The organism is Flammeovirga sp. AWQ4_249 (genome assembly GCF_056161045.1).
On sequence record NZ_JBSWYJ010000013.1, the window covers coordinates 117,698 to 142,326 of the forward strand.

Consider the following 24,629-nt stretch of genomic DNA (forward strand, 5'->3'; position numbering starts at 1 on the left):
ATAATGAATATTAAAAAATATATAGCTTCAGCATTACTTTCTGCAGGTGTATTTGCTGGATGTACAAGTAATTTTGATGAAATCAATAAATCTCCTTTGGAGTTAGATGCTGATCAGCTTTCTGCGGGAAATAATCATATTAAAGGTTACTATCCTCAAATGCAAAGATCAATTTATTACCATTTAAGTAATGTGACATGGCAATTTCAGTTACAACAAAATCTTATTGGTGATGTTTTCTCAGGTTATATGATGCCACCAACACCATTTGTAGGTAATGTCAATAATATGACGTATTCTTTAGTGGATGGATGGAATGCTTTCCCATTTAACCTTGCCTATTCAAATGTTATGGGTCCTGCAAGACAGGTGAAGAATGCTGCAATTATTGATGGAGAAATAAATGCACCTGAATTCTATGCGGTGAACTTAATTTTAAAAGTGTCAGCAATGCATAGAGTTACTGATATTTATGGTCCCATCCCTTACACAAAGTTTGGTGAAAGTGATTTTGGTGTCGAATATGATAACCAAGAACTCATTTATGATACTTTCTTTGAAGAATTGACAGAAGCCAATGATTTATTAGCAGGAGCTTCTGAGATTTCAGACTTCACTAAGATAGACGAAGTATTTGGAGGTGATTTTGACATGTGGAGAAAGTATGGTAATTCTTTGAAACTAAGATTAGCATTAAGAATTTCAAACGTCAGTCCTTCTAAAGCTAAACAAATGGCAGAAGAAGCTATTCAAGATGGTGTTTTAGAATCATCTTCGGTGGTTGCAGTTGGTGCTCAAGGGGTTACTCATCCATTGTTTACAATATTAAATGCATGGGATGATATTAGAATGGGCGCCAATATGGAAGTAATTCTAAAAGGTTTTAATGATCCAAGGTTAGAAATTTTCATTGATCCTTCTACATATGATGGAGAATATAGAGGAATTCGTCAAGGAATTGATATTAAAGAAAAAGACACTTATAAAGGTTTTTCTAAAATGTCTAATAATGTTATTGGTGAATCTAAACCTTTACAATTGATGACAGGAGTTGAGGTTACATTCTTAAGAGCTGAAGGTGCGTTATTGGGTTGGAATATGAATGGAACAGCACAAGCATTATATGAAGAAGGAATTACTGCTTCCTTTAGTCAATGTGGGCTTCAATAGGTGATTATTTAGAAGGAACGACTTCTCCAATTGCTTATGATGATCCTATTTCTGATGATAATGATATTGATGCACAATCAAATGTCGTCGTAAAATGGGACGAAGGAGCTAGTCAAGAAGTAAAATTAGAGCAGATTATTACTCAAAAATGGATTGCGATGTTCCCTGAAGGACAAGAAGCATGGGCAGAACAACGTAGAACTGATTATCCTATGTTAATTCCAGTAAAACAAAATCTAAGTAACGGAGATATTCCTGCTGGAACTTTAATTAAGCGTGTAAACTTCCCTTATACTGAATATGAAACCAATGCTGATGGTGTAAATGGAGGTGTAGTACTTCTAGGTGGACCTGATGTTGGTGGAACAGCATTATGGTGGGATGTCAATTAAATCATTGAATAAATAATGTTGAAAAGTCACTCTTCATGGAATTTGAAGGGTGACTTTTTTATTTGAATTTATTTTATGTGATGAATGTTACACTACATGTGGAATTGTTTTAGTAAATTGCAGTACCAAACTTCTAAAGAATGTATAAAAATCAGTTCATAGCCCCTTGGCTTAAAGGGTACAAAAAGCGTTATTTATCAGGAGATATTTCTGCAGGTTTAACTGTTGGCATTATGCTTATTCCTCAAGGAATGGCTTATGCTAGTTTAGCTGGCATGCCTCCTGTGTATGGTTTGTATGCTGCTATGATACCTCAGTTTATATATGCTTTATTAGGTACTTCAAGACATATTTCAGTAGGACCTGTTGCTATTGACTCTATGTTAATAGGTGCAGCTATTGGAGGAATTTCTTCAGTAAATCCGGATCAATATATTTCAGCAATTCTACTATTGACATTAATGATAGGTATTATCCAAGTCATTTTTGGGGTAATAAGACTCGGTTTTTTAGTAAACTTCATGAGTAAACCAGTGATAAGTGGTTTTACGTCAGCAGCAGCATTTATAATTGGTATTGATCAATTGAAAAATATTTTTGGAGTAACACTTGAGACAAAAGGAACAGCAGTAGAAGTATTAGGATCAACATTAATATTATGGAAAGAATATAATTTATATGCCACAATAATTGGTGTTTTGAGTATCTCTCTAATTTTGATAACAAAGAAATATTTGAAAAAAGTACCTGGATCATTAGTCGCTGTATTATTCGGTTTGTCCATCATGTTTTTTTCTCCTTTAGAAATAGATGTTTTGGGGGCAATACCTCAGGGCTTACCTTCTTTTCATATGCTTTCTTTTGATTATGAGATGATAAAGAAACTTCTACCATCAGCGGCAATAATAGCTTTGATTGCTTACATGGAAGCAATTTCAGTTGCAAAAGCATTACAATTAAAACATAAAGGAGAGTATAAGATTAATAATAATAAAGAGTTTATAGCATTAGGAATCGGTGATATTTTAGGTTCTTTCCTTGGTGCTTTTCATACAACTGGAGGCTTTAGTAGATCTGCTGTAAATGAACAAGCTGGGGCAAATACAAATTTTGCAAATGTAATTAGTGGCTTAATTTTATTGATGACATTATTATTCTTAACACCTTATTTTGAAAAACTCCCGCTTACAATTATTGGTGCTATTATTTTAGTAGCAGTGTATGGATTAATAGATCTAAAATACCCTAAATTATTATGGGAAACCAAAAGAGAAGACTTCTACATGTTAGTATTGACATTTGTCTTGACTTTAAGTTTTGGTATCCAAATAGGAATTATATCAGGTATGGTTCTTTCATTATTATTGTTGGTAAGACGAACTGCCATGCCACATATAGCCGTTTTAGGAAAGTTACAAGGTTCCTTGGAATACAGAAATAAATTAAGGTTTCCTGATGTAGAAATCCGAGAGGATATTTTAATCTTAAGACAAGATGCTCAGATGTATTATGCTAATTGTAATCATTTCTATGAATTTGTTCATAAAGAAACAGAAAAGAAGGGGGATAGATTAAAATTAGTTGTATTACATTTTGGTAGTGTCTCTAACATTGATTCTACAGCATTGTCTGTGTTAGAAGATTTGGTGTTGGATTTAAAACATAATAATATAAAAATATACTTTACTTATGTTATTGGTCCTGTAAGAGACTTTTTCTCGAAAGTAGGCTTCATTCAAAACCTTGGTAAGGAACATTTCTTTTTAGATATACAAGATGCAATTGATTATTTTGATCAAAAGGGAAATCAAGAAGAAATAAAGCTTAACTTTGCACGAGCGATTCAATCCAATGAATTTGAGGAAAGGAATATTTAAATTTCTTACGAATATAAAACATTAAACATATATAAAATGAAAATTGAACAAATTTATACTGGTTGTTTAGCACAAGGTGCTTATTATATAGAATCTAATGGTGAAGCAGCAATTGTTGATCCCCTAAGAGAAACTAAACCATATATAGAAAAAGCAGAAAAAGAAGGAGCAAAAATTAAATACATTTTTGAAACACACTTTCATGCTGATTTTGTTTCAGGTCATGTATCTTTAGCTGAAAAAACAGGTGCTACAATTGTATTTGGACCAACAGCAAAGACTACTTATGATGCTCATATTGCTAAAGATAATGAGGTTTTCAAAATTGGAGATATAACAATAACAGTTCTTCATACTCCTGGACATACACAAGAATCGTCTACATTCCTTGTTAAAGATGAAAATGGTAAAGACTATGCAATTTTCTCAGGAGATACACTTTTCATTGGTGATGTTGGACGCCCTGACTTAGCTGTAAAATCAGATTTATCTCAAGAAGATTTAGCAGGTTTATTATTCGATTCATTAAGAAATAAGATTATGCCATTAGCAGATGATGTAATCGTCTATCCAGCACATGGCGCTGGTTCTGCTTGTGGAAAAAATATGAGTAAAGAAACATTTGATTCTTTAGGTAATCAAAAAAAGACAAATTATGCATTAAGAGCTGATATGTCTAAAGAAGAGTTTATCAAAGAAGTGACAGATGGTTTAGCAACTCCTCCTCAATATTTCCCACAAAATGTGAAAATGAATAAAGAAGGGTATGAAAATATTGATGTTATTTTACAAAAAGGAACTGTAGCATTAAGTCCTCAATTATTTGAAGATGTAGTGAATGCCGAGGGTGCTTTAATGTTAGATACAAGAAAGCCACAAGTATTTAAAGATGCTTTTATTCCAAACTCTATCAATATTGGTGTTGATGGTGGTTTTGCTCCTTGGGTTGGTGCTTTAATTTTAGATTTAAAACAACCAATTGTTATCATTGCTGATGAAGGAAGAGAAGAAGAAGTAATCACTAGATTATCAAGAGTTGGTTATGATAATACGCTCGGATTCTTAGAAGGAGGGATTGAAGCTTGGAAAGCAGCAGGTAAAGAAATCGATACCATTGAGTCGATTACAGCAGATGAACTTAAAAATCGTTTAGAAGGGGATATTGAAGTAATTGATGCAAGAAAAGATGGTGAATATAAAGCTGAACACATTGATAGTGATAAAGTAGTACATAAACCACTTGATTTTATCAATACTGAGTGGTCAAATTTAGATAAATCAAAAACATATCATATACATTGTGCTGGTGGATACCGTTCAATGATTGCCTCATCAATATTAAAGTCAAGAGGTTTTGAGAATATAATTGATGTAAAAGGGGGCTTTAAAGCAATAAAAGAAGCAGATATTAAAACAACAGCATTTGTTTGTCCTTCTACTTTAAAGTAACAAAAAAGCCGATGATTTACTCATCGGCTTTTTTTATTTTATTCTATATTGAACACCTATTTTACCATATAAATTAAATAGGTTTGGATCAACAATTTCATACCCTTTAGGGAATATTCCATTAAAGCCCCAACTGACTTGAGCATCAACAGTAAAGTTTTTAATTTCTTTTTGAATTCCAAATTGAGCTCCCCAATCAAATGACACTAAATCTTCACCATAATCATAAGGTGTATCTCTACCTACCGTAGATTCCAATACACCATCATCAATAATACTTCCTTCATAAATTTCACCTTTGAAAGTACCATTAAACATATATCCTAAATAAATGCCTGCAATCCCATACCAACCGTTGTCCTTCTTACTTAAGGGTGTTCTGAATTGAACCGGAATTTCAATATAATTTAAAGCAACTTCAGTAAAAACCTCACCTGTAACTTTACCTTGATAAGTATCTGAAAGTTTAAAATATTGATCACTGACAAAAGCAGTAGTATTATTGCCTTTTCCCGTATAAAGAAGTTCAAAACGTATGGATTGTCTTGGATTACTTAGTTTGTAATCTCCATAAAAACCAAGAGATAAATTGAGATCAGTATTCCAATCGAATCGATCAGGCATATTTTGAAAGTAAATAGGAACTGCAGCACCAAAATTGAGCCCTCCACGAACACCAAAGCTCCATTTGCTTTCAGTTTCTTGTGCAGAAACAGAAACTCCATAACTACTGAAAAGAAAAAGAATAAATGCTAGATATTTTCTCATATTAGTATTCAAGCTCAATTTCATCCACATACATTAAACTTCCGATAGAACCTCTGAAGAAATCACCAGCACTACTTGAAGCAAAAACAATAATTATATGTGTTGGAGTAGTTTCAGCGGCAGCCCATCCAGTTTCTTCAGGTCTTAATTTAAAACCAGCTGTTGGATTTGTAATTTCTCCATATTGAACGGGTAGGTTAACCTCAGTCCAATCCGTAACAGTTGTACTACTTTGCATTGCTGCTGTACCAATTCTTTCAATAGTATCACCTTCTCTTTTTTGTAAGTAAAGGTAAACTAGACATGAATCAATACCGGAGATTTCCACACCATTTGGACCTGAAAACTGTTTATAACTCTCGCCCGGAGTATATTTATATTGAAATTTTAATGCAGAAGGTCTTTTTTCGAAAGGAAGACCAAGTTTTGCACTTTGTGCAGGGTCAGATAAATTAAGTTGAAAGGTGCCTGTATAAATTGTAGAAGAGGCGATACCAGTGATACCAATTTCAGCTGTTTCCAATCTTGCAGCACTTCCATTAACAACATCTTCAGTTTCCTCAGTGGCATTTACTACCCCTAAAAATGATGTGCCAGGATTAGACGTTTCCCATCCAACTGGATTAGAATATTGACCATCAATAGATTCCCAGTTGTCTAAATTTAAATTTCCTTCAAAAGCTTGATCTTCAATAGGGTCAGGATCATTATCATCATCCATAGAAGGTGATTCAGAATCACATGAAAGAATAGACAATGCAAAGATTGAATACACAAAAAATGAGTTGAAAATTTTCATTTGTATTAGTTTATATTGAAGAGAATATTTTGATCTATATTTTACTTGAATAAAATATAGATCAAAGATAATTAATTTATAATACTTTTTTAATTCTAGAAATAGCTTCTTCTAAAATAGGGAATGGGCATGCTGTATTTAAACGCATAAATCCAGTTCCTTCAGGACCAAATAACCTACCATCTTGAACTCCGACTTTACATTTTTCATAGAAGAATTTTTTCAATAGAGTTCCACTTTTTTCATAATTTTTGCAATTCAACCAAACCAAATATGTAGCGTCTGTTTGCATAGGGTCAATAGGAGTATCTTTTAACGATTCTTCTATGTAACTTATGTTTTTTTGAATATGACTTATAAGTTGTTGATACCAGTCTTCACCATAAGTGTAGGCTGCAATCATTGATTCTGTAGCAAATGTTCCTCCAAAATCAAAATGTAGATGTTTTACAAATTTTAAATATCTTTTTTTTAATTCTAGATTTTTGAAAATGAGATAAGCACAGTTTAGTCCTGCAAGATTGAATGTTTTGGAAGGAGCCATACAAGTAACAACTCTTTTCTCTGCAACTTCTGATATACTTGCTAAAGGAATATGCTTATTATTCCATAGTGTTAAATCAGCATGAATTTCATCAGAAATCACGTATACATCATATTTTTCACAAAGATTTAGAAGAGTATTAAGTTCATCTAAATTCCACATTCTTCCTGAAGGATTATGTGGATTACAAAAAACAATTAATTGAAGGCCATTCTTCATTTGTTCCTCTAATAGATCAAAATCAATATAGTACCGATTGTCTTTTTCGATTAAAGGCATTGCTATTAATTGACGATTTGATCCTAAGACGTTTTCTGCAAATGGAGGGTAAACAGGAGAGAAAATACCTACTTTATCATTTGGTTTTGATAATGCTTGAATAAGAAAACCTAATGCAGGAACTATTCCGGGAGCAAAAACAAATTCAGTTTGATAAACATCCCAATTATGTCTCTTTTTTATCCATTTAATGGCAGAATTCCAAAATTGATCTGTTTGTAAAGTATAACCGTAAATAGGATGTTGTACACGTTTGTTTAATGCTTCAACAATCTCTGGAGCTGTAGCAAGATCCATATCTGCTACCCAGAGAGGTATGATGTCATCCGTTCCAAAAATAACTTTTCTTAATCCATATTTTACAGTTGATGTTGCTTCTCTGTTATATATTTTATTAAAATCGTATTCCATTACTATATTTTTTGAAATACAAAAAGTACAAAAAAATAAGGGAACCACAATGAAGTGATTCCCTTTTTTGTTAGCGTTTATTTTAACTACTGAAATATTATTGGCAATCTGGGCAATCTCTTGATACTTTGATGTCATCAAGTCCAAAATCATTACCACCTGCTCTTGTATTATCACATACAATTGTAATTTCATCCTGACCAGTCATTTCTGAAGTCCAGCATAAAGTTACAGTTTGCCATGCATCATCAATTTCACCCGTTACATTAGCAACAATATGATTACTTTCAAATACACTTGCAGAGATTGTTAATGGAACATCAGCATCACTGCCGCTTACATTAATGTCAGCTACTCTAAAAGTTAATGTATAGTTTTGACCTTCTACTACATTAACTGTAGTGCTAAATGCTACTAAATCTGCAGTTGTAGAACCATTAATTATCATTGCATTACTTGAATTTTCATGATTTGTAAATAAATGGTGATAATTCTCTGGAGTACTTGTAATAGCATAAGTTCCTTCAGGATGTAGCTCATTCGTTTTATCTGGATTACTATCTGTTACAAAACGATAATCTGTACTGAATTGATCATCATCATTTTCAAAATCAATATTTATAACTTCAACACATGGAGTAGCTCTAGTTATAGTAGGAGGTGTACAGCTGAATGCGATATTATCAATTGCAAAGTCATTACCATTCCAAGCATCACTTACTTCTGCTATACCAATAGTAATTATACCATTTGCAGGAGCTGTAAACTCAAGATACATTTGTGTCCAATCGTCGCTCTCTGTTAAATCTAATACTTGAGGTAAAGAAACCGTTCCTTCATTAGCAAATCCAATGTTGTAACCAATATACATGTCAAGGTGTGGATTATTTAGATCTTTACCTCTGATAACATTAATTACATCTGCAGAGAAATAATAAGTTTCTCCGGCTAATACTGGAATATAATCTTTAAAGAAAGTTCGTGACATATCTGCTAATCCAGGATTGTTATGAGAATTACGGTTTGAATTATCATCTTGAGCAGCATTGACTACCATTACATTATCTCCAAAATCTTCATCCATAAATCCATTATGAACACTCTTTGGATTATTTGTAAAACTTACTTGACCTTCATGGTTGTTACCATCAAGACGATCTGCGTAAGAATAGCTTTCAAGGTAAGTTGAAACAAACAATTGATTGTTTACAATATTATCAAAACTACCAATGCCATAATCTTCACAATAATCAGAATAGGCTGAAACATAGTTAATATCAAAATAATCGCCTGGCTGACTTCCGAATGCTTCAATTTTCACCCACTGAATGACATCACCTAAACTAAGTTTATCATTTGTCATTGCCAATTGACCTAGAGGGAAGACATTATTTGTAATTCTTGCTTCACCAAGTAATACCCATTCACCGTTTGCACTTGATCCTGTTTGCGTAACCCATGAGTTATTAATATATTTTGGTTGATCACCTGAAGTAACCCAAACCCAAACATTTGCTTTTTCATTATAACTACTAGCAGCTTGTGCTACAGCAGCTTGATTTGTAGACCCATCATCATTTATGTAACCATAATCAGCAGATCTTCCCCATGTAGTTTCTACTACTTGGATATGTGTTGAATTAGTAACCACTGTTGGGGCTCTAAACTTCATTACTGCATATCCACCATCACCACCTAGAGAAGTAAATAATTTAGGATTTTGTCTTAAATCAGCAATATCAGCGTTAGCAGAATTTTGACGTTGATCAACGCTTACATTTGGCATATCATCAGGTTGAATTTCTGATGGATAATTTGGTCTATATAATTTCATTTCTGCAAGGTTCCAATACTCATGGTACCAAGCCTCATCATTTGCTCCACCTGGATTTCTTATTACTCTATCAGTAACTAAACCATCTGTTCCAGATTCTCCAGCTATATCAAATACTTGAGTACAAGCCATATCACCTGCTGATGTACGTGTAAAGGTTTTGTCCGCTGGCGTGTTTGATGAGAAAGTAATTGTTGGATTGACAACCATTGCTCCATCTAAAGAATAAATTTTAAATGTATTTTGTCTTGCAGTTGAAACAATTACATGATTATCACCCATTAAAGCAGCTCCAGTTACTTTTTTATCTATACTAAACAAATATGAACCTTGAACAGCTGGTTTACCATTTTTCTCTCCAACGGATACTTTAATTGCTGCACCACCGTATGCTCTAGTAAATGTAATTAGATGTTCTTCTTCAAACCCTCCAGTTTCTTGATTGTTTTGTGTGAAAGTTATATCACCTCCTTTAAACTTTAAAGGTCTGTTCTTCTGTGACTCAAATAATTGATATGAATTTTCAGTCATGTCAACATCACCGAAATAATCATTAATTAAACCATCGTTATAAGCAGCATCGTCCAAATCAAAATCATCCTCATCAATAGAAGAAATTAAATCCTCAGCATTTTCTCTAAGATAATTTACTGTAGTAAGTGTAGGATATGTCTCACCATTATATGTTCTTGAGTTTTCAAGATTATCTAAATTATTCCAATCCCACCAAGCAACATCGCCTGTTAAAGGAGTACCATTATCATCACTAGGAACAACTTGATAGAAACCACCAGCGATAAACAACCTTCCTTTTCTGTCAAAGTCAACTTGAGTGATTTTTACTTTCTTATCGGAAGTTCCTCCTGAATTATTTCCTTTTCTTAAGAAGAAAGTTTTCGTTTGTCCATCTCTCCAAAAGTGAATGAGGCCATTGCTGTTTCTGTTTCCTCCATTGTTTACAACTACAACAGTTTGACCATCTGGACTTACTGTCATATGTGAACGACCTTCAAAAGATTTTTTGAAATCAAGTTCAGCATCAGTATCTGTTAATCCTTGGAAATCATAGTTTACTTGGTAAAGATTTGCATTATTTCCAACATTATTAATTAGGTATACTTTTTGGCTAAAAGGCATCCTGATGTTAGAGTTTTCATTAGAATTCTCATCGGGTAGCATGAGATCTTCTTGGATTTTGTTTTGGCATGCAAAACCAATAAGCAAAAAGGCAAATACGCCTAATTTTAATAGCTTGTTCATGATTAAATTTAAAAATTAAAGAGAAATAAAGTTTATTGTATAAAACGAGTTTTTTGAGTAACGAACTCTTTCTTTATTTATAAAGTGTTTAATAATTCAAAAACAGTAATTTTAATTCTTACAATAGTAGCAAAGATTCGAGTGTAAAGGTAATTATTTATTCTAGAATAAATAATTTATCGATATAGCCTATAATGTACTCTAGCTATAGAGTATATGAAAATTTGGTTAGCTGTAAGGATAAATTTAGAATGTATTTTTATTATTTATTAGTGCAAAGTGTTGACTTGATATTAATAAAGATAAAATTGCACATTACTTATAAATGTGTTAAAACCAAATAAAACTTACGTAAGGTGAAATTTATTTACTTCCATAAAAATTAAAAGGAAGATTTTCTAATTTTCTTATATTTAATATATATTTAAAATAATACATAATAAATTATAGATGGTTACAAGACTCTATATACCCTGGAAAAGACTAGTAAGTGATTTATGGTTTTCGGTTTTAATAATTACGATATATATGTTGTTCTTATCGATACTAGATGATGAACATATGCTTAGTAATTTAAGTCTTCCTTTGGGCATAATAACTGTACCAGGTACAGCGATTTCATTATTACTAGCTTTTAGAACGAACTCTTCTTATCAAAGGTGGTGGGAAGCTAGAATGGTTTGGGGTGCAATTGTAAATGATAGTAGATCTTGGGTGAGACAATTAATTACATTTGTTGATCAAGATGCAAAAACAAAAGATATAATTAAGGAGATGTCTTTCAGACAAGCAGCTTGGTGTTATGCATTAACAAGACATCTACGAAAACAAGATCCTTTAAAGGATTTACGAAATTTGGTACCTAAACAAGAATTACCCAGTTTAATGAAAAGTAAGAATGTTCCTAATGCTCTACTATATAAGCAAGGTAAGATGTTAAAACAATTACATGCAGAGGGTCACATTAATACTTATCAATTAGTTCAGTTAGATCAAACCTTAACTAATTTGACAGATTCAATGGGTAAATGTGAAAGAATCAAGAATACAGTTTTTCCTTCGATGTATACTTTGTTACTTGAGATCCTGATTTACTTATTTATTTTTTCTGTTCCTTATGGTTTAGTTGAAACTAATGGTTTAGTACTTTTAGTAACAAGTTTAACTTTAGCAATGGCATTTCTCGTAATTGAAAGAATTGCAACATACCTTCAGGACCCTTTTGAAAATACATCTTCTGATACACCAATGCTTACTCTTTCAAGAACAATTGAGATCAATATTAAAGATGAATTAGGAAATGTAGAGTTACCTGAACCGTTAAAACCAAAGCGCGCTCATGTAATTATGTAAAATTTAAGTTGCTAATTATCAGTGATAAATTTGGAAAGAGACAACTGATAGTATTAATTTCAAGTATAAGATCTAAAATAATATTAAGAAATATATATAAAATGGATTTAGAAAAATTATCTGAAGAATGCATGCAAATTGCATTAGACGCAGGTCGTGCAATTTTAGAAATTTATAAACAAGAAGACCTTGGAGTTGAAGTAAAAGAGGATAATTCTCCTCTGACATTAGCCGATAAAGCTTCTCATGAAGTGATTATGAAAGGTCTTTCTAATTATGAATACCCAATTTTATCTGAGGAAGGAAAAGAAATGTCTTACAGTGAAAGAAAAGATTGGGATACATATTGGTGTGTCGATCCATTGGATGGAACAAAAGAGTTTATCAATAGAAATGGTGAATTTACTGTCAATATTGCTTTAATATCAAATAAAAAACCTGTAATGGGTGTCATCTATGTTCCGGTGAAAGATATTATTTATATCGGAATTGCTGGAGTAGGAGCCAAAAAAGGAGAAAATGGGATATTGGACACTATTAGTGTAAATTGGAAAGAAAAAGATAGAGTTGCAGTGAGATCTAAATCTCATGCCAATCCAGCAGAAGAAGAAATTTTAGAGAAGTATAATGTAACTGATGCAATGTCTGTAGGAAGTTCTCTTAAGTTTTGTATGGTAGCAGAAGGGAAAGCAGATCTTTATTATAGACATGGTCCAACAATGGAGTGGGATACAGCAGCAGGACAAGCTATAGTTGAAGCTGCTGGAGGAACAGTCTATGTAGGCAATAAAGAAGATATTGAATTTACCTACAATAAAGAGAATTTATTAAACGGTAGTTTCTTAGTTCTAGGAAAGTAAAAAAACAAAAAACGAAGGCCATTACGACCTTCGTTTTTTTTATCCAATAATCTTAGAAGAAGGCATTATTTCTTCACCTTCTTTTCTTTTCTTTTTCCATCTTTTATGAGTCCACAACCAATATTGTGGCTTTTTGCGAATTTCATTTTCAAGGAGTCTATTATGTCTTTCAGTGATTTCACCATGGGCCATAGAATTAGGATCATCAGTGACAACCTCAAAGTTTAGACGATAATATCCTCTTTTAACTTTATTGATTTTTGTAAAAATAACAACCATATTATGCTCTCTGGCATATTTTTCAGGGCCATAGAAACAAGCTGTTTCTTGGTTTAGAAAGTCAATCCATATACATTTTTTACTGTAAGTAGGAGATTGATCTGCTCCAAAGATTAACCCAAATGGTTTATCACCTTGGTTTTGGAAAAACTCTTTCGCATGATCTTTTTGAATCATTTCTAAGCCAAATTGACTTCTCGATTCAGTGATTCTTTTATTGAAAAAATCATTACTTAATTTTGAAAATAAACAACTAATTTTTCTGAAAGTACTTCCAGTTGCAGTAGTAGCAGCATATTCAAAATTATTGAAATGAGTTCCAATAACACATAAGTTTCTATCTTTGTATTTATTTATAAGATCTAAATCCTCATAAACACATCTACTAAACAGTTCTTCTCTCTTGACATTAAAAACTTTGAAGCTTTCGCAAATTAAATCACACAAGTGCTTGTAAAATTCGCTTTCAATATATTTTATTTCTTCTGGAGATTTCTCAGGAAATGATTGAGTTAAATTCTTTCGAACTACTTTTGTTCTATAACCTATCATTTTATATAAAACAACATATAAGAAATCTGATATTTTATATAAAACATTATATGGAAGCAATGTAATAGGTAATATAAATATGGTATAAATAATTCTCGTTAACATTGTAATTTAGGAAGTTTATTCATTGTAGTTCTCGCAATATAGGGTAAATAAATCAAATATACTGTGAAATATTTTTTCATTAACTTAAGATAAACTAAAACATATTTAATATTGGACTAAATAATCAATTGATACATAGTATATTAATTACTCAATAGGAATCAACAACACTGTATTGTTGATATTAAATGTCTAATTAATCTGCTAAAACAACCTAATGTCTACATATCAATCGGGAATATTTGATGAAAGTGCTAATGTTTTTAATGTCTCAGAATTTAAATTAATCTCTGAAAACTTAGATAAAGTAAAAGAGGATATTTCTAAGGCGATTATAACATCAAAAGATATCAAAGTAATTGTATCATTTGGAAAAAACCTTTGGTCAAAAATTGGCAATTTTCAATTAGAAAAATTGAAAGATTTCAAAAGCCTTTTAGGCCAAAATGATTATTCGATGCCTACAACACAGACAGATTTATATTTTAGAATCATTGGTTTTGATCAATCCACTGTTCTTGATGCAACAATCAAAATAGAAGAGACCTTAAGAGAATCTTTTAAAATCAAATTATCAGAAAATGGTTTTGTTTATAAAGACCATAGAGATCTAACTGGTTTTGTAGATGGATCAGCGAATCCAAAGGAGGAAAAGAAGTTTCTTGCTGCATTAATACCAGAAGGTGAAGAAGGAGCAAATGGCAGCTTTGTTTTTCATCAAAAATGGGTTCATGATCTAGAAAAATTTAATACACTTCCCATTGAAGTTCAAGAAAAAGTAATAGGTCGAACGAAGAAAGATAGTATTGAACTTGAAGGAGATGATATGCCTGAAGATTCTCATGTTTCAAGAACTGATGTAAAACAAGATGGAGTGTCAATGAAAATATGGAGGAGGTCTTTCCCTTATGGATCAGCGGTTGAGCGAGGGTTATTTTTTGTAGCTTATGCTTGTGATCCTTTTCGCATCGATATTCAATTAGAAAGAATGTTAGGAAATACTGAAGATAAAATTACTGATCGAATAATGGATTTTTCAGTTGCAGTGACAGGTGGTTATTCCTTTGCACCTTCAACAGAAGATTTGGAGAAACTATTAAAATAAAAAAACTCTTCCTTACTTAGTTTGGGAAGAGTTTTGTCTTTTTTATAATCCGAATCTATAATTAATTCCTGTCATTAAGAATTTATTATTTTCTTCGATTCCATATTCACCACGAACGGCTAAATGTTTATTTAATTCAATACTAAAACCAAATTGGAAAGTCCAAGTTTGTAGCAGATCCTTTTTAATTGTATACTCAACTTCTGTATTATCAAACATATCATTGACATACTTATTTACGATGCTACCATCAGGTTCTCCACCTAATAAATTTCTTACAATAACTTTTTGAGCAGGAGTCAAATTATCATAAATGCCAGTGATGGGTTGACTAAGGTCAATGTCATCATTAATAACCTCTGATAAGTGTATGTACCCTGGAGTAGCATTATTGTTAGTGAAATTACGGTTCATTGCACCTACATAAAAAGCGACACTTTGCTTTCCTTGATTCAATGGTATTCTTTTTCCAATTCTAACTGAATAAGTACCAATTGCAATCTGCTCTTCAAGAAGCTCTGTATCACTTAATGCATAATTGATATCCAATGAAGAGAACCAACCTTTATAACCATATGATAAGGTAAAACCACCACCATAAGCAAAAGCATCAAAATCAACTGTAGAACCAAATCCACCACCTTCACTATTACCAATACCGATACTTGTTGTACCATTTACTTGTGTAACCATACCATATACATTTAAAAATGGTAAAATATAAGTGTCTACACGATAATTAAATCCAGCAGCAGTAGCCATTGTCACATTATCGTTTAAGGATTCTAGAATTGGACCTTTGACAAGGTTATCTACAACTTCTTGAGGGATATTCTGCCCAAAATGAGGCATCGAAGGGTCAATTGGTGCTAACTTTACACCAAGGTCAGTAATGCCCATACCCATTGTAGTATTTACATAACTAACACTTACACCTATAGGTAAGGGTAATGAATATCCTTTATCATATACTCTTTGTCCTAAGAATGGTAAGTGATAAGGGTACTCTTCATTATCTCTGATCAATAAAGTTGTATCTTTTACAACTTCTTTATGAGAGTTTTGGTGTGTTTTATCTGTGATTTGTTGAGAGAATATTTTAGTTGAACTCAGCAATAAAAATATTGATAAGAAAATAAGGTAATTTTTATTCATAAAGTTTGATATGAGAATGATTTATTAGACATAATAAGTAACGCAAAAGTACATAAAAGGTAACAATGTAACTGTTTATAAACCTTAATATATTCCTAAGTCATTGTATTTTAATGAGTTAGTCATTTGTGAATAAATCGTTATGTGACAATTGTTACACAGGATCTAGTGTTGTATATGTATTTTTGTAGAGAACTATAAAATAATACAAATATGAATTACCTAGACTTAATAAATAAAGGAGCCAAAGTTTTAGATGTTAGAACTGAAGAAGAATTCAACGAAGAACATTTTGAAGGATCTGTTAACATCCCTGTTAATGATGTTCTGAAAAGAATGGACGAGATTAAAGAACTAGGTTCTCCATTAATTGTAGTTTGTTTCATGGGTGGAAGAGCCGGTGTAGCAAAAGCACAAATTGAAGCAGCAGGAGTAAAGGAAGTTTATAATGCAGGCGGATGGGAAGATCTTCAAGATCTATTATCTGTAGAAAAATAGTATATTAGAGCACATTTTCAACGAGTGAAAATGTGCTTTTTTTATATTTATGAAAATCTCAAAAAAATTCTTACTCCAACAAAAGCCTATGCTGCGATTTGTTGGACAAACTTTCATACAAACCGTATTACCTTTTTTGAAAACAAATTACAAAGGTAAATTAGGTGTAGAAAAACGTTTTGTAAAACCGCCTACTAAAGAATTAATTAAAGCATATTCAGAGTGGTCAGGAGTATCAGAAAATAGATATAATGATATACCCACACACATGTTTTCTCAATATGCACTGGCATTTGGTCTAGGTGTACAAAAGAAATTAAATTACCCTCTTGATAAAATTATTAATCAGGGAGTGGAAATTAAATCAAATGGAGATATATCTTCTGATGACAAAATTAGGTTAACAACTGAGGTTATCAGTGTAAAAGAAGAAGAGGGGAAAGCAAGAGTACATCAAAGGATGTTCATCGGAAATGATACTAAAGAAGATGTAATTGAGGTAAATTTATATACTGCTTTCTTATTAAAGAGAATTAAGAAAAAGAAAGTAGAGCGCAGTGAACCGGATATGGATAACTTTAAACTTATAAGTACATGGTCTGTTGAAGAGAATGCTGGGTTACAATTTGGAATTTTAACCGGAGATTTAAATCCTTTACACTGGGTGAAATTTATAGGTAAAGCAACACCTTTTAAAGGAATTATATTACATGGGTTTGGAATGTATTCCAAAGTTTATGAAATAATTCAGAACTCTTTAGGTGATCGATTAAAAGAAATGAATGTACGTTTTATCAAACCAGTTCTATTACCGAGTAAAGGTTTAGAAGTTTACATTTCAAAAGAAAAAAATGATGAAGGGAGAAAAGATCTTCTTTTAAAAGACGAAAATGGGAAAATATTAATGATTGGAAATTTCTTAAACTAAGAAATTTCCAATCCCATGAGTATCATATCATCAATTTGAGGCTGATTTGTCATCCAATCATTCATGAAATCCTCAATTAAACTTTGATGTTGGAATAAAGGTTTATCTTGAATTGAATTTAAAAATTTCAATAAATTTTTTGACCCTAACTTTTTATCTTTAGGTCCTCCAAATTGATCAGTAATACCATCTGAAAAGAAGTAGTAACGATCTCCTGCCTTTCTTTCAAAGACTTTATTGGTGAACATTTTCTCATTTATCGAATTATCTCCAATAGGATATCTATCACCTTTGATTACTTCTAATTGACCAGTAGTATTCGTTTTATAAAACATTCTTTTTGCGCTAGAAATAGTAATTTTTTTAGTTCGAGTATCTTCTGAAAATATTGTCATATCGATACTATCTCTATTACTATTGGCATTTTCTTGTTTCAATAATTTTATAATTGCCTTATCAATTTTTTCATTGATAATTTTCGGATCATATATTTTTTGATCTACAACATATCTTTCCAATAATGTTATTGCAATTAAAGTCATAAAAGCACCAGGAACTCCATGCCCAGTACAATCAGCGACGACTAGAATGTTTTTTGTTCTTACTTTCTTACTCCAATAAAAATCTCCACCAACTAAGTCTTTTGGCGTGAATATCTTAAAGAAATTATTAAGATTTTTTCGAAGAATTTCAGTAGAAGGAAAGATACTTCGTTGAATATTTTGAGCATAATGAATACTGCTCAAAATTTTCTCATGAGCCTTTTGTATGATATCAGCTTGAAGCTTATGATTTTGTAAATTTTCATTAAGCGTTTGAGCAATACTTAATTGTTCGTTGATTAGAGAAAGTTCTTCTAGATGTTCACTCAACTCTTCGTTTTGTTGTTGAATTTCATTTTTTTGATCAATTATTCGATCTTGAGCATCTTCAAGGTCTACGAATAATTTAGCAATACGAATATTTGCATCTGCTAAAGCTATTTCGCTTTCTTTCAGTTGTTTTATCTCATTGTCTTTTTCAGAGATAATCTTCTCAAGTTCTTTGATCCTTATTTGTAGTGTTTCGCCTTTCATTAAAAAAGGTACTGTATAGATTAAAAAGTTAAAGTGATGTTTGATTCTGATGCTTCTTCAATATATAAAGCAACACCGCCAAATTCTACATCATCACGAATTTCGTCTGTTGTTATACCCATCATACCCATAGTCATTTGACATGCAATTAATTTTGCACCCATATCTATGGATAGATCAATCAAGTCAGGAAGTGTTTCGATGTTATTTTCCTTCATCATCATCTTCATCATACTCGTCCCAATTCCCATCATATTTAAACGGGAGATTGTAGTAGTTTTCGGAGTAGAAGGTAACATCATTGTGATCATTTTCTCCTTAATATTTTTTCCTTTATAGATTGACTTTTCTTTTAAAGCATTAATCCCCCATAAAGTAAAAAATAAAGTGACATCCATACCAAAACTAGCCGCTCCATTAGCAATAATAAAGGCTGGTATAATTTTGTCTAGTTCAAAACTAGTGACAAGCATAGTAATTTTTTCATTTTCACTAGGCTTTATATTTTGAAGTGAACTTTGAAGTTGTTCTAATTGAGATTGAAAAGCTTTTGTTTTTTCATTTACCTTTTCATCTACTAATGCATCGATGTATTCTTTAAGTTTTTGGTCTTCCATAATGATAATAGTAGGATTATTTTAATTTCTCGATGATGGCAATTCTTTTCCTTCCTTCTTCTCGATAGGAAACTAACAGATGTCCTGTTTTTCTAATCCAAGCTTCAACATCTGCTTTAAAGGCAGGGTCTGTAGCAGTTACTTCTACATAATCGTTAATATCAATATTACGAATTGTTTTTGCAATTTTAACAATTGGCATTGGACAGTTTAGATTACTACAGTCTAGTAAATGTTTCTTTATTTCTTCCATTTTAGTAGTTATGTATTATAAAGAACTTGTAAAATTTAGTTTTATTATTGAATATAAGAAAAATACAAAAATAAATAAAAAAGAAAGCAACTTCATACATAAAGTTGCTTTCTTTTTATCAATTAAAGTTTTTCTTCAAATAACTTAAATATTCTTTTGTATTCATCAATCCAACTTGTTGTTTCACGAAAACCATGAGGTTCGATAGGATAGATGGCCATATTCCAGTTTTCTTTTTTTAGTTCAATTAATCTTTGTGATAATCTTACTACATCCTGAAACTGAACATTATCGTCTACCATTCCATGGAGAATTAATAAATCACCTTTTAAACCCTCTGCAAAATAAATAGGAGAAGATTTCTTATAAGCTTCAGGGTCTAATGCAGGAGTATTTAGAATATTAGATGTATAAGGATGATTGTAATGTGCCCAATCTGTAACGGATCTAATTGCAGCTCCCACTTTAAAAGTCTCACTCTCATTAAACATAGCCATTAAGGTGATAAAACCGCCATATGAACCTCCATAAATACCAATTCTATCTTTATCAATACCATGTTTTTCTACAAGATATTTTGCACCATCGACATGATCTGAAAGATCTTTTCCACCCATATGTCTGTAAATATCTGTTCTCCAGTCTCTACCATAACCCTCAGATGCTCTGTAATCAATATCAAGTACTGTATATCCGTTATCTACTAGCATATTATGGAACATGTATTCTCTATAATACACACTCCACCAATGGTGAGCATTTTGTAAATAACCTGCGCCATGTACAAATAATACTGCTTTATGTTGATCTTTTTCAGCTGATGGCTTATAAATTCTAGCATGTACATCTTTTCCATCTTGTGCTTTAAAGGTTACAACTTCTGGTGCTCTCCAATCATATTTATTGAATGCATCAGTGGTAGAAGAAGTAATTTGCCTTCTAGTTGCACCAGCTTTATTGGCTTGAAGGTATAATTCCCATGGTTTATTAGAGAATGAAAATAGTTCAACAAAGTTTTTTTCATCAGGTGATAAAATGACATCATGATTACCAACACCTTTAGTTAGTTTCACCATTTCTCCACCTTCGATTCCAACTTTATAAAAATGTTTTTCACTACTATTCTCCTTATTTGAAGTTAAGTAGAATGCTTTTTTATCCTTAGAAACAACCGTTTTGTAAATTTCAAAATCCCCTGCAGTGATAGCTTTTGTTTCTTTTGTCTCTACATTATATGTATATAGGTGAGAGAATCCTGTTTTTTCTGATTGATACCATAGTGTATTCTCATTAATCCATCCGATTGGTCCAACCCAGAAATTCCACCCACTGATACCAGGACCACCAATCCATGCATCGTCATGTTGTCTATCTATTTCAATAAAACTACCATCAGTTATGTTGATTTGAATTAACCATCTGTCTTTATTATCATAAGATCTCACATCAGCTACGGCGTAATTAGTATTTGATGAAAAATGCGGAGGATGCATCACAACTTTTCTAACTTGATTCAATAATGAAGAATCACGGTTAGAATAGTTTTTAAAATATTTTGGAGTATCCTTGATTCCCGAAAGTTGTTTTAGATCAATAGCAATCACAGTATCCTTTTCAACATTATAAATATAGTTTTTATAAGTATCTTCAGGACTTCCAACCTTTGGTCTTGCATTTTGCATCTTCACATAACCTGTACCTTCAACCCATACAGGCATTTCAGTAGCAAAATTACCTGCACTTTTTCCTAAAGAATACACTACAAATTGTGCGTCATTACTTATTGTGATATCAGATAGATATTGACCGTTTAAGTAGATTTTGCTTTTTTCTTTTTGTGTAATTTCCTCTTTATGCTCTTTTCTTTCTTCTTTTCTTGAATTTCTATTTCTGACAATTTCAAAGAGTTCTTTTTGTTGATCTTCAAGAAATTGTTTTTGAGCACTTAGTTTCTTTTCATTTGGTGTATTGCCTCTAACAATATTTGTTATTTGTTGGGTAACACCAGACTCTTGATTCCAAACAAAAATGTTATTGCCTTCCTGATAAGCAATTTTTGAAGAATTATCTAAAAATTTAGGGTTACTCTTTCTCTCTAAAGTGTTTGTGATTTGAGTAGACAATCCTTTTTTAAAGTCGTAGATGTAAATGTTTTTGTTCTTCACATATACTTTTTTTGTTTGATCAAGATTAAAATTACCATTTGTAGAAGGTAGATTTTTTTCTTCATCAGCACTTACTTTACTGTATTTTTTCGATTTAATATCTACTTTATAAAGGGTTGTGTAAGCCTTATTTTCTTTATTCCAATAAAAGTAAACGGTCTTTGAATCTTTAGCCCAAAATGGGTTAGAAGGTGATCGACCAATGTAATCTTCACCACTCATAATCTCATCAAAAGTCAGTACACTCTGATTTTCTTGAGCATATGAAAAGATGGATAAAAAGATAATAGGTAATAATATTGAAAGTTTTTTCATAATTGAATTGATTAAAAAATGCTCAATATACATTGAGCAATTATCTATTTATTTTCACCATAAAGGTTGTATAGTCCGGAAACTTTAAAGACCATGGAATCACTAAGAATTGTAGATCTAAATGAAATATCGGTAATAAAAAAGGCGGTGTCTGCTTTCATAATATCACCTGCTTCATCTTCATCAAAATCCAAAATCATATCCATGGAAGATGATGATGTATTTATTGGAATATCATATAAATAACCAATTCTTGTTTTCTCATCTAAAGTATTAGCTAGATATACATCAATAGAGTCTACGATTGCTAATGAAGAATCAGGGAAATTAACATCAAGTTGTAGTCTATAAAAAGATAATGTTTTGATCTCTGTTAATTCAGTTTGAAGCTTTAGAAAAACACTATCTCTTGTGTTCGTATATTGATTTGGAGTCTTTTCAACTCTCTCATTTGGTGGAGTTAAATAAAGATATCTTGAGCTAGATGTAAGTTCTAAATCATGAATTGTGAAATGGGTTAATTCATTATCTAAACCAAAAAAATCACAACTACTTGTTGAAATTCCTATTATGATTAGAATTAGATAAAACTTATACTTCTTGAAAAAATTTTGCATGGTACTTAATTTATGAGACACAAATTTATCAAGACAAAAGAATTTTCCCTAATAAAAGTCGTAATCACATTGCAATTATTACTTCATTCAATAAAAAAATATGAGAAAGAAGTTTTCCTCAGTTTTAGATTGTACATTTATAGTATGTTTTTAGTATTTGTCAAATGAGGGCTTTTTTGAAATAATAACCTACTGTAAAATAGCCTCACAACACTTTCTATCTAATTTTTATAATGAGACTTTTTTTAACTGTCATTTTATCATTTCTTTTTCAATCCCAACTATTTGCCCAATATGAATATCCCAAAAGAGAATTCAGAGGAGTTTGGGTAGCAACCCTAAATGCTATTGATTGGCCTTATGATGTCCATGATTCAGCATCTCAACAAAAAGAGGAATTTATAAGGTTATTAAATTTTCATCAAAAAAGAGGGATTAATACTGTTATAGTACAAGTTAGATCAAGTAGCGATGTAATTTATCCTAGTAATATAGAACCATGGGCAATCTGTCTAAGTGGTAAACAAGGTCAGCCACCTGTGCCATTTTATGACCCTCTTGAATTTATGATTAAAGAAACACATAAAAGGGGAATGGAATTTCATGCGTGGGTAAATCCATTTCGAGCAGTAACAAATACCGAATATGTTAAAGTTTCAGATGATCATGTATCTAAAACTCACCCTGAATGGATTTTAAAATATAAAAACTTAGCAATACTAAACCCTGGTATTCCAGAAGCAAGGGATTATATTCTTTCAGTCATAGAAGAATTAATCGTTAATTATGATATTGATGCATTACATTTTGATGATTATTTTTATCCTTATCCTGATCACGGTGAAATTAAAAGTGATCGTTCTACTTATAAAAAGTATAGAGTAGGGAAAGAGTCTATTCGTGATTGGAGAAGAAGTAATATTAATACATTTATATATGATGTTAATCAATTGGTAGTAAAAAAAAAGCCGGGTTTGAAATTTGGTGTTAGCCCTTATGGTGTATGGAGAAACCAAAGGGAAGATAGTTATGGTTCTCCAACAAAATCTGGTTATACTTCATATGATCACCTATATGCAGATGTAAGACTTTGGTTACAGAATGGTTGGATTGATTATGTATCTCCTCAAGTGTACCAGAGTACTAAACATAGAAATATTCCATTTAAACCATTAGTGACTTGGTGGTCTGAAAATTCTTTTGACCGACACTTGTATATTGGTCATGCGACTTATCGACTCCAAAGAAGTTTAGAAAGAGGTTGGAGAGATGATACAGAATTGCCTTCACAAATTTATCATTGCCAAAGTCTTGAGAATGTTCAAGGTAGTATCTTCTACAATTCATCAAGTTTATTATATAACCAAGGAGGTATTGCAGATTCATTGATGCAAATCTATAAATATCCAGCACTTAGCCCATTAATGCCATGGATAGATGCTATACCTACATTACCACCAAATACTGTAAAAATTAATACTTCAGAGAAAGGTATATTAATTACATGGGAAACTCCTTCTGCAGCAAAAGATGGTGACCTCCCAAAATATTATGCTATTTATTCTTCAAAAAAGGGCAAATTACCAGATATCAATGATATTAGAACACTTTTGAAAATTCTACCTGCCGATAAATTGTCATATATAGATGAGAGAACAAATAATCTTGAAGAATTTACCTATTTAATTACAGCATTAGATCAACTCCAAAATGAAAGTCAATCCATTTTACCTTCATACCCTGAAGATAATAATGTGATATTACCAGAGCCTTTGACTGAAAATATGATTGTTGAAATTCAAAATGCAATAATAAAATCAACTTGGAATGTTGTGGATAGAGTTGTTGATAATCAAGAAGTAACAATGATAAAAGATCTCAATTAAATGATGTTCGTCATCAAATAAGTACATTAATTATATGAAATTGTAAGTGTAATAATTACACATCAGTTGCAATCTATAATTT

At 31.6% G+C, this 24,629-nt stretch carries 21 protein-coding genes; 10 read left to right on the top strand and 11 right to left on the bottom strand.

Translation table 11 applies throughout. The features are described 5' to 3' along the window. The first annotated feature begins 3 nt into the window (after window positions 1-3). The 4 genes from ACXAHM_RS12170 (at window position 4) to ACXAHM_RS12185 (ending at window position 4,888) form a co-directional block, all read left to right on the top strand. Entirely contained in the window at window positions 4-1,170 is a 1,167-nt protein-coding gene (locus ACXAHM_RS12170; protein ID WP_474960715.1) for a SusD/RagB family nutrient-binding outer membrane lipoprotein, read from the top strand. Further along, complete coding sequence (locus ACXAHM_RS12175) at window positions 1,155-1,562, top strand: SusD/RagB family nutrient-binding outer membrane lipoprotein (protein ID WP_474960716.1); 408 nt, start codon at window positions 1,155-1,157, stop codon at window positions 1,560-1,562. The genes ACXAHM_RS12170 and ACXAHM_RS12175 overlap by 16 nt, the downstream gene beginning before the upstream one ends. A 140-nt stretch (window positions 1,563-1,702) precedes the next feature. Further along, the gene (locus ACXAHM_RS12180) at window positions 1,703-3,439 is read left to right on the top strand and encodes a SulP family inorganic anion transporter (RefSeq protein WP_474960717.1); all 1,737 of its coding nucleotides are present in this window, start codon (window positions 1,703-1,705) and stop codon (window positions 3,437-3,439) included. Between the two features lie 36 nt (window positions 3,440-3,475). After that, the gene (locus tag ACXAHM_RS12185; RefSeq protein ID WP_474960718.1) at window positions 3,476-4,888 is read left to right on the top strand and encodes an MBL fold metallo-hydrolase; all 1,413 of its coding nucleotides are present in this window, start codon (window positions 3,476-3,478) and stop codon (window positions 4,886-4,888) included. A gap of 33 nt (window positions 4,889-4,921) precedes the next feature. On the opposite strand, the gene ACXAHM_RS12190 is transcribed toward ACXAHM_RS12185, so the two are convergent. The 4 genes from ACXAHM_RS12190 to ACXAHM_RS12205 all read right to left on the bottom strand — a co-directional run bounded on the left by ACXAHM_RS12190 (window position 4,922) and on the right by ACXAHM_RS12205 (window position 10,783). Next, window positions 4,922-5,656 (bottom strand): porin family protein, encoded by a 735-nt coding sequence (locus tag ACXAHM_RS12190; RefSeq protein WP_474960719.1) that lies wholly within the window; start codon window positions 5,654-5,656, stop codon window positions 4,922-4,924. 1 nt (window position 5,657) lies between these two features. After that, on the bottom strand, window positions 5,658-6,455 hold the full coding sequence (locus ACXAHM_RS12195; protein WP_474960720.1) for a PCMD domain-containing protein: 798 nt from the start codon (window positions 6,453-6,455) through the stop codon (window positions 5,658-5,660). Window positions 6,456-6,531: 76 nt separating this feature from the next. After that, window positions 6,532-7,689, bottom strand: coding sequence for a MalY/PatB family protein (locus tag ACXAHM_RS12200; RefSeq protein ID WP_474960721.1), 1,158 nt, complete (start codon window positions 7,687-7,689; stop codon window positions 6,532-6,534). Window positions 7,690-7,786: 97 nt separating this feature from the next. Continuing rightward, window positions 7,787-10,783, bottom strand: coding sequence for a hypothetical protein (locus ACXAHM_RS12205; protein WP_474960722.1), 2,997 nt, complete (start codon window positions 10,781-10,783; stop codon window positions 7,787-7,789). Window positions 10,784-11,233: 450 nt separating this feature from the next. Here ACXAHM_RS12205 and ACXAHM_RS12210 point away from each other — a divergent pair, with 450 nt between their 5' ends. Further along, window positions 11,234-12,136, top strand: coding sequence for a bestrophin family protein (locus ACXAHM_RS12210; protein WP_474960723.1), 903 nt, complete (start codon window positions 11,234-11,236; stop codon window positions 12,134-12,136). Window positions 12,137-12,237: 101 nt separating this feature from the next. Continuing rightward, window positions 12,238-12,996, top strand: a complete 759-nt coding sequence (gene cysQ, locus ACXAHM_RS12215) for a 3'(2'),5'-bisphosphate nucleotidase CysQ (protein WP_474960724.1) — start codon at window positions 12,238-12,240, stop codon at window positions 12,994-12,996. Window positions 12,997-13,035: 39 nt separating this feature from the next. On the opposite strand, the gene ACXAHM_RS12220 is transcribed toward cysQ, so the two are convergent. Then, complete coding sequence (locus tag ACXAHM_RS12220) at window positions 13,036-13,932, bottom strand: lysophospholipid acyltransferase family protein (protein ID WP_474960725.1); 897 nt, start codon at window positions 13,930-13,932, stop codon at window positions 13,036-13,038. Between the two features lie 217 nt (window positions 13,933-14,149). On the opposite strand from ACXAHM_RS12220, the gene ACXAHM_RS12225 reads away from it, so the two are divergent. Then, window positions 14,150-15,037: a Dyp-type peroxidase gene (locus ACXAHM_RS12225; RefSeq protein WP_474960726.1), complete on the top strand. Its 888-nt coding sequence runs from the start codon at window positions 14,150-14,152 to the stop codon at window positions 15,035-15,037. Between the two features lie 42 nt (window positions 15,038-15,079). On the opposite strand, the gene ACXAHM_RS12230 is transcribed toward ACXAHM_RS12225, so the two are convergent. After that, complete coding sequence (locus ACXAHM_RS12230; protein ID WP_474960727.1) at window positions 15,080-16,192, bottom strand: hypothetical protein; 1,113 nt, start codon at window positions 16,190-16,192, stop codon at window positions 15,080-15,082. Between the two features lie 213 nt (window positions 16,193-16,405). Between ACXAHM_RS12230 and ACXAHM_RS12235 the strand changes: the two genes are divergently transcribed. Both ACXAHM_RS12235 and ACXAHM_RS12240 read left to right on the top strand, forming a co-directional pair. Next, complete coding sequence (locus tag ACXAHM_RS12235) at window positions 16,406-16,690, top strand: rhodanese-like domain-containing protein (protein WP_474960728.1); 285 nt, start codon at window positions 16,406-16,408, stop codon at window positions 16,688-16,690. 49 nt (window positions 16,691-16,739) lie between these two features. Continuing rightward, complete coding sequence (locus tag ACXAHM_RS12240; protein ID WP_474960729.1) at window positions 16,740-17,618, top strand: MaoC/PaaZ C-terminal domain-containing protein; 879 nt, start codon at window positions 16,740-16,742, stop codon at window positions 17,616-17,618. On the opposite strand, the gene ACXAHM_RS12245 is transcribed toward ACXAHM_RS12240, so the two are convergent. From ACXAHM_RS12245 to ACXAHM_RS12265, 5 genes are all read right to left on the bottom strand, one after another. Next, entirely contained in the window at window positions 17,615-18,694 is a 1,080-nt protein-coding gene (locus ACXAHM_RS12245; RefSeq protein ID WP_474960730.1) for a PP2C family protein-serine/threonine phosphatase, read from the bottom strand. The genes ACXAHM_RS12240 and ACXAHM_RS12245 overlap by 4 nt on opposite strands. 20 nt (window positions 18,695-18,714) lie before the next feature. Further along, entirely contained in the window at window positions 18,715-19,311 is a 597-nt protein-coding gene (locus ACXAHM_RS12250) for a DsrE/DsrF/DrsH-like family protein (protein ID WP_474960731.1), read from the bottom strand. Between the two features lie 16 nt (window positions 19,312-19,327). Further along, complete coding sequence (locus ACXAHM_RS12255; protein ID WP_474960732.1) at window positions 19,328-19,564, bottom strand: sulfurtransferase TusA family protein; 237 nt, start codon at window positions 19,562-19,564, stop codon at window positions 19,328-19,330. Between the two features lie 122 nt (window positions 19,565-19,686). Next, on the bottom strand, window positions 19,687-22,044 hold the full coding sequence (locus tag ACXAHM_RS12260; RefSeq protein WP_474960733.1) for a S9 family peptidase: 2,358 nt from the start codon (window positions 22,042-22,044) through the stop codon (window positions 19,687-19,689). 44 nt (window positions 22,045-22,088) lie between these two features. Then, a complete protein-coding gene (locus tag ACXAHM_RS12265; protein ID WP_474960734.1) occupies window positions 22,089-22,661 on the bottom strand; it encodes a hypothetical protein in 573 nt (190 codons plus the stop codon). Between the two features lie 233 nt (window positions 22,662-22,894). On the opposite strand from ACXAHM_RS12265, the gene ACXAHM_RS12270 reads away from it, so the two are divergent. After that, window positions 22,895-24,547 carry a glycoside hydrolase family 10-like protein gene (locus ACXAHM_RS12270; protein ID WP_474960735.1) on the top strand — a complete coding sequence of 551 codons (1,653 nt, stop codon included), beginning with the start codon at window positions 22,895-22,897 and terminating at the stop codon, window positions 24,545-24,547. Window positions 24,548-24,629 lie beyond the last annotated feature (82 nt).